The sequence below is a fragment of the Streptomyces sp. NPDC029122 genome (assembly GCF_055569445.1).
Window position 1 is genome coordinate 1 of sequence record NZ_JBVHWK010000062.1, and the last position, 3,759, is coordinate 3,759.

The window sequence follows — 3,759 nt, forward strand, 5'->3', positions numbered from 1 at the left end:
CACACCTCGTCGAAGGCGGTCGCGAACACCGGCTGGGCGTCGTACAGCTCACGACCCATCCCCGGCCGCTGCGCGCCCTGCCCCGAGAACAGGAACGCCGTCCGGCCCGGGGTGGCCGCGTCCGTGGCCGCGTCCGTGGCCCCGTCGGCCAGGGCGGCCAGGGCGGCCAGCGCCTCGGTCCGGTCCCCCGCCACCACGGCGGCACGGTGCTCGAAGGCCTTGCGGCGCACCGCCAGCGACCGGCCCACGGCCGCGGGGTCCGCCCCGGGGTCGGCCGACACCCGGGCCAGCAGCTGCTGGGCCTGTGCGCGGACCGCGTCCGCGTCACGGCCCGACAGCGGCCAGGGCACGGCGGAGGGAGAGCGGTCCGCCGGGCGGCCGGCGGCGGGCGCCGGGGCCGGGATGGCAGGGGCTTCCTCCAGGATGACGTGGGCGTTGGTGCCGCTGATGCCGAACGAGGACACGGCCGCCCGGCGGGGTTCCCGCGCCGGGGGCCAGTCCAGCGGTTCGGTCAGCAGCCGGACCTCGCCGGCCGTCCAGTCGACGTGCGGGGTCGGGGCGTCCACGTGCAGGGTCTTCGGTACGACGCCGTGCCGCATCGCGAGCACCATCTTGATCACGCCGGCCACGCCGGCCGCGGCCTGGGTGTGGCCCAGGTTCGACTTCAGGGAGCCCAGCCACAGCGGGCGGTCCGCGGGCCGGTCCTGCCCGTACGTGGCCAGCAGTGCCTGCGCCTCGATCGGGTCCCCGAGCGGGGTGCCCGTGCCGTGCGCCTCGACCGCGTCGACCTGGCCGGCTGTCAGTCCGGCGTGGGCGAGGGCCTGGCGGATGACGCGCTGCTGGGCGGGGCCGTTGGGGGCGGACAGGCCGTTGGAGGCCCCGTCCTGGTTGACCGCGGAACCCTTGAGGACCGCGAGGACCTCGTGGCCGTTGCGTCGGGCGTCCGACAGCCGCTCCACGAGGAGCATGCCCGCGCCCTCGGACCAGCCCGTGCCGTCCGCGGCCGCGGCGAAGGCCCGGCACCGGCCGTCCGGCGACAGGCCGCGCTGGCGGCTGAAGTCGACGAACGCGTCGGGGGTCGACATGACGGTCACGCCGCCGGCCAGCGCCAGGTCGCACTCCCCGCGCCGCAGCGCCTCCGCCGCGAGGTGCAGGGCGACGAGGGAGGACGAGCACGCCGTGTCCACCGTCAGCGCGGGCCCCTCGAAGCCGAAGCTGTACGCGATCCGGCCCGAGACGACGCTGCCGGCGCCACCCGTGCCGAGGTAGCCCTCCAGGTCCTCGGCGGACCGCGCCACGAGGGCGGTGTAGTCCTGTCCGTTGGATCCGATGTAGACGCCGGTGCGGCTGCCGCGCAGCGAGTCCGGGTCGACGCCGGCCTGTTCGAACAGCTCCCAGGAGGTCTCCAGCAGCAGCCGCTGCTGGGGGTCCATGGCGAGGGCCTCGCGCGGGGAGATCCCGAAGAAGCCGGCGTCGAAGTCGCCCACGTTCTCCAGGAAGCCGCCCGCCGTCGCGTACGTGGTCCCCGGCGCGTCGGGGTCGGCGTCGAACAGGCCCGCCAGGTCCCAGCCGCGGTCCTGCGGGAACGGGCCCACCGCGTCGGTGCCGTCCGCCAGCAGGGTCCACAGCCCGTCGGGCGAGGACACCCCGCCGGGGAACCGGCAGGCCATCCCGACGACGACCACGGGGTCGGCGGCGTCCGCCACCGGGCCCGTCACGACGGCCCGGGGCGCCGTGCCCGCCAGCTCGCCCCGCAGGAACTCGGCCAGTGCCACCGGGCTCGGGTAGTCGAACGCGAGGGAGGCGGGCAGGCGCAGTCCGGTGACCGCACCGAGCCGGCTGCCCAGCTCCACCGAGGCCAGCGAATCGAAGCCCAGCCGGCGGAAGGACCGCTCGGGGGCGATGGCGTCCGGCGTCGGGTGCATCAGCAGTTCGGCGGCGTGTCCGCGGATCAGCCCGACGAGGGCCGCGCGCTGTTCGTCCGGGCTCAGACCGGCCAGCGTGGCGGCGAACCCGGTGGTCGTCCCGGGCTCCGCCGCGCCGGTGACCGCCCGCAGTACGGGGCGCCGGGCCGCCGGGCCGTGGGCCCGCGCGTACCGGTCCCAGTCGATGTCGGCGGCCAGTACGGCGCTCTCGCCGTGGCGGATCGCGCCGTCCAGCAGCCGCAGGGCCCGCTGCGGGCTCATGGGGCGGAAGCCGGTGCGGCGCATGCGTTCGCGGACGACGGCGTCGGCCGCCGCCATGCCGTCGCCCTCCCAGGCACCCCACGCGACGGCGGTGGCCGGCAGTCCTTCGCGGCGGCGCTGCTGCGCGAGGGCGTCCAGGGCGGCGTTCGCCGCGGCGTAGTTGGCCTGCCCGGCCGCTCCGATGACGCCGGCGAGCGAGGAGAAGAGGACGAACGCTTCGAGGCCGAGGTCGCGCGTCAGCCGGTGCAGGGTGAGGGCGGCGTCCGTCTTGCCCGCCAGTACGCCGGTGAGCTGCGCGGGGGTGAGGGTGCTGAGCACGCCGTCGTCGAGGACCCCGGCGGTGTGCACGACGGCCGTCAGCGGGTGCTCGGCCGGGACGGCCGCGAGCAGCGCGGCGAGGGCGTCCTCGTCGGAGACGTCGCAGGCCGCCAGGGTGACCTCGGCGCCCAGCGCGGACAGCCCGTCGACGAGCTCGGCGGCGCCGGGGGCGTCCGCGCCGCGTCGGCTGACCAGCAGCAGGTGGTCGGCGCCGGCCTCGGCGAGCCAGCGGGCGACGTGGCCGCCGAGGGCTCCGGTACCGCCGGTGACCAGGACGGTGCCGCGCGGCGACCAGTCCCGGGCGGGCGCCGACCAGCCGGTCCGCACCAGTCTCCGGGCGTAGGTGCCGGAGGGCCGCAGGGCGGTCTCGTCCTCGTCGGCTTCTCCGGAGAGGAGGGTGCAGAGCCGTCGCAGGGCGTCGGCGTCCGGCTGTTCGGGCAGGTCGACCAGGCCGCCCCAGCCGGCGGGGGCCTCGAGTGCGGCCACCCGGCCCAGGCCCCAGAGCTGGGCCTGGCGGGGCCGTACGGGGCCGTCGTCCCGCGCGTCCACACGGACCGCGCCGCGGGTGGCGACCCACAGGGGTGCCGGGAGGCCGTTGTCGCCGAGGGCCTGGAGCAGGGCGAGGGTGGCGGCCGTCGCGTCGGCGCCGTCGGGGTCGAGCAGGGACAGCACGCCCGAGAGGCCGTCCGCCGGGATCTCGAGGGCCAGCCGCCGGGCGAGGACGGTCCGGTCGTGCTCGGCAGCGGTCAGGGCCAGTGGTACGACGTCGGCGCCCCGGTCGGCCAGCGCGGCAAGGACGGCGTCGACGTGCCCTGCCGGGTGGCCGGCGTCGGTGACGACCAGCCAGGAGCCCAGGGGGGCAGCGGTCGCGGAGGGGTCGGAGGGGTCTTCGAGCCGCTCCCAGGTCACCCGGTAGAGCAGGTCGTCCGCGTCGGGGCGGTGACCGGACGCGGACGCCATGGGTGCGGCGGGCCAGTAGCGCTGCCGCTGGAAGGGGTACGTCGGCAGGTCGACGCGGCGGCCGGACAGGACGCGCGTCCACTCGGGCTCGACGCCGCGGACGAACGCTCCCGCGAGGGCGGACATCAGCGTGAACGTCTCGGCGCGGCCGCGGCGCAGCAGGGGGAGGAGGGCGGCGGGCTGGTCGAGGCAGGTCTGTCCCATGGCGGTCAGGACGGCGTCGGGGCCGAGTTCGAGGTAGGTGCGCACCCCGGCGGTCTCGAGGTGGCGCACGGCGTCGTGGAAGCGGACGGCC

1 protein-coding gene is annotated in these 3,759 nt (G+C 77.1%); it reads right to left on the bottom strand.

Going from position 1 to position 3,759, the window contains the following annotated elements; genetic code table 11:
• The coding region (locus ACZ4WZ_RS33845) for a type I polyketide synthase (protein ID WP_467896945.1) at nucleotides 1-3,737 on the bottom strand (3,737 nt) is incomplete at its 3' end.
• Between the last annotated feature and the right edge of the window lie 22 nt (nucleotides 3,738-3,759).